Origin of the sequence: Moorena bouillonii PNG (assembly GCF_001942495.1) — a bacterium.
Taxonomy (GTDB): Bacteria; Cyanobacteriota; Cyanobacteriia; order Cyanobacteriales; family Coleofasciculaceae; genus Moorena; species Moorena bouillonii.
In genome coordinates, this window is the sequence record NZ_MKZS01000001.1 from 876376 (window position 1) to 879709 (window position 3334).

A 3334-nucleotide genomic window follows, 5' to 3' on the forward strand; every position below is an offset into this window, starting at 1 on the left:
TCCCTATTCCCTATTCCCTATTCCCTATTCCCTACTCCCTACTCCCTACTCCCTAAAACTATTAAACTTAACTGATGCGAGTTGCTTTTTCGCGGTACTTGTTCACAAGTTTAGTGAACAATTGATTCAGCTGTCCAATGCAAAAAATATTCGGGGTCATCATTTTAGTGTTAGGATAAAAATAGAACTGAATTGAGCTGAGCGATCCATAATTTACGTCCTTAAAGTTAATAGCAAACTGCTGATTTCCAACGGATATAACTTGAAACCAAGTTGCCATGGTAGCAGGTAATTTTGTACTCAGACGCAAGGAAATTTTGGGACTCGAAAGAGATTGAGCGTAGGCTGGGGTTAAAAATGGTTCATAGCGTTGAGCTTCTGGAGTTAGCTGCTTAATAAACGCTAAACTTACACCTTTGACCAGTTGCCGCAGGCTATGGGCATCGTCCCCAACCACCTCTTTGACTAAAGTACTTCTAGCGATCGCATCGTTAAGATTTTTCGGGTCAGTCACACTGAGGTGAGTGCCACCAATGGCGCTAATCAAATACTTAGAACCCCCCAACTGATTAAAAGACCGTAACTGATGGTCTAGAGCTGGTGTAATGGCATCCTCCGTACCCGTTAACATTAAGGTTGGTACAGTAACTTGACGCAAACCCTTAGTACCAAACAAACGCCCCGTTACGCTATTCAATGCGATCGCTTGCACCACTCGCTGATCAGTAAGATTAACCTGGTCTTCTGGTAAATCAGCCGCTGCACATTGGAACCAATCTGCTGGGGATCTGCCCACAGGAGAGCGATTTTTACAAAACTGTCGCAGTTCCTCTAAATTTAGTTTTCCCCCAGCCAACGCTAAAGCCGTGTAGCCCCCCAATGAATGACCAATAATTGTAACTTGTTGAGTATTCAGTTTCCCAAGCATGGTAGAATATCTCTGATTGATGTCAGCCAACTCATCCAGGAGAAAGCTGACATCTTTGGGGCGGTCAATAAACTCCCCCGGAGGTAACAAATCCCCAAGTTTACCTGGTGCTGACAAGTTGTTAATCCTGGTAAAGTTGCTGCCAGGATGCTCTAGGGAAGCAACAGTAAGACCATGAGACGCTAGATGGCGTGCTAAATATCTCAGAAATTTGCGGTCTGCAGCAAATCCGTGGGAGAGAACTACCAAAGGTCCAGTAGTATCATCAGCCCAGTATAGATCTACAATAATAGTACGTTGCCGTTGTTGGTCTCTTAGTCTTAGTTTACGCTGTTTAACCAATTGAGGACCAATACTAGCAGGGTCAAATTTAGGGCGAAAGGTGGCAGCGTCCGCAACAGCCAAATCTTGCTCTAAAATTGGACCAACTGCTAAACTCTTCCAGTAGGAAGCATTGAGCTGTAGGGCAATGCCAACAGCAGACGAAGCATCCAAAGTGATATTTTCTCCTGGATAAGCCCGTAAAAAACTCAGCACACTTAAACCATTGACTTGCCTTGCTCCTAACAACAGAGCAGCTTTTAATTGCTCTAAACTACTATCAGGGAGTGCTAACCCTAGTCTTTCCAACAACCGTGCGCCATCGCTGGAGAGGAGAAGGTCATTAATAAAGGTTTCTGTGGTCTTAGGGTTGAGTTTGAGGCTATTGGTCAAAATCTTCCGGATCTGTGGCGTGAGGATATCTCCATAGGGTTGCAGTGCTGGTGATAATTCCCCTGTCTCAGCAAAGGTTTCTAATTCCGTGATAGCGACCGATTGCTCAAATGGCCCTAAACGTAGAGTGAGATACTCAGCGGCAAAAACTGGTGGGGTAATTGCCCAAAACAGAGTCACAAAGAGACTACCTAGAGCACCCTGTCTGATTTTTTTAATTTGACCTATTGAACCATTACAGTGTTTTTTCTTCACAGAAGATTCAGAGGTATGGCAGCGATCAGACCATGGCAGCTGAAAATTCATCATTAGCGATTTATGCAGAATGTGAGTGCGGATATTTCGATCAAAGCCGACTTAATCAAGACTCGACAAGCCTATCGAAATATTTTTTCTGCACCACTTATGCACTAAAGGGTAAGCTATCAGCTATCAGCTATCAGTTATCAGCTATCAGTTATCAGCTATCAGTTATCAGTTATCAGTTATCAGCTATCAGTTATCAGCTATCAGCTATCAGCGGTCAGCTATCAGTTATCAGCTATCAGCTATCAGCTATCAGCTATCAGTTATCAGCCATCAGCCATCAGCCTATGGGCTACTTGAGGTGCTACTTAAGGTGCTATCAGCGCTCAGGCAAAGGCTGACCGCTGACCGCTGACTGCTGACCGCTGACTGCTGACTACTGAATGCTGACTACTGAATGCTTACTATTAATGAAGTAGACACACCTATTTCTTCCCTACTCCCTGTTCCCTACTCCCTACTCCCTACTCCCTACTCCCTACTCCCTACTCCCTACTCCCTACTCCCTTTCCTATATAACTAAATACTCGTATTCAATATCACCCCATCAAGTTCCGCTTCAATCAGATTAGCCCCCCGAAGGTTGGCATGAGTTAAATCAGCTCCGGTAAGATTCGCTTTTCTGAGGTTGGTTTCACTAAGGTTAGCTTCTCTGAGGTTGGTATAACTAAGATTAGCTTGACTAAGGTTAGCCCCTTTCAGATTAGCCTTAACCAGATCTGCTCCTGTTAAATTAGCTTTATCAAAATTACTACCAATCAGTTGAGCTTCATTAAGATTAGCCCCAGTCATCACCGCCTCAGTGAAGTTGACCCTACTCAGATTGGCTTTGGTGAAATTCACAGCAATCAGGTTAGTTCTATACAAATTAGCTCCCTCAAGGTCTGCCAGAGAAAAGTTAACCCTAATTAGGTTAGCCTCTTCCAAAGATGTCATAGTCAGGTCTGCTCTTTGAAAGGATGTACGGGTAAGCTTGGCTCTATTCAAGTAAGCGTGACGAAGAATAGCTTTATCAAAAATTGCCCCAACTACACAAGCCTCAGTCAGGTCAGTATAAATCAGCAATGACCCACTCAAGTTAGCTCCCATTAGCTCCGCTTGAAAGAGATTGAAACCATTGAGGTTTTTCCCACTCAGGTCTACCTCCATCAGGTCAGGGATCAGTTTGGGATGATTGTCTCTCCATTGATTCCAGAGTTTTAGACCCTGCTCAAGCTCAGCCAGATGGGTTGGTTCCGCCATGTAGTTGATTAGTCCTCTAGGTACGAATGCTTAAGAAAGTATTAAATTTAATGTAACATAACGAAAACAAAGTTTACATTTTGGCAATCGGGAATCGGGAATCGGGAATCGGGAATCGGGAATCGGGAATCGGGAATCGGGAAT

The 3334-nt window shown here is 44.0% G+C and carries 4 protein-coding genes; 2 read left to right on the plus strand and 2 right to left on the minus strand.

Annotated features, from left to right (window positions below; genetic code table 11):
• Positions 1-67: 67 nt before the first annotated feature.
• Positions 68-1951 (minus strand): alpha/beta hydrolase, encoded by a 1884-nt coding sequence (locus BJP37_RS03510; protein ID WP_075896515.1) that lies wholly within the window; start codon positions 1949-1951, stop codon positions 68-70.
• On the opposite strand from BJP37_RS03510, the gene BJP37_RS42125 reads away from it, so the two are divergent.
• Together BJP37_RS42125 and BJP37_RS43215 are read left to right on the plus strand one after the other, a co-directional pair.
• A complete protein-coding gene (locus BJP37_RS42125) occupies positions 1930-2289 on the plus strand; it encodes a hypothetical protein (protein WP_081431050.1) in 360 nt (119 codons plus the stop codon). The genes BJP37_RS03510 and BJP37_RS42125 overlap by 22 nt on opposite strands.
• 56 nt (positions 2290-2345) lie before the next feature.
• Complete coding sequence (locus tag BJP37_RS43215; RefSeq protein ID WP_269086938.1) at positions 2346-2471, plus strand: hypothetical protein; 126 nt, start codon at positions 2346-2348, stop codon at positions 2469-2471.
• Here BJP37_RS43215 and BJP37_RS03520 read toward each other — a convergent pair.
• Positions 2468-3190, minus strand: coding sequence for a pentapeptide repeat-containing protein (locus BJP37_RS03520; protein ID WP_075896517.1), 723 nt, complete (start codon positions 3188-3190; stop codon positions 2468-2470). The genes BJP37_RS43215 and BJP37_RS03520 overlap by 4 nt on opposite strands.
• Positions 3191-3334 lie beyond the last annotated feature (144 nt).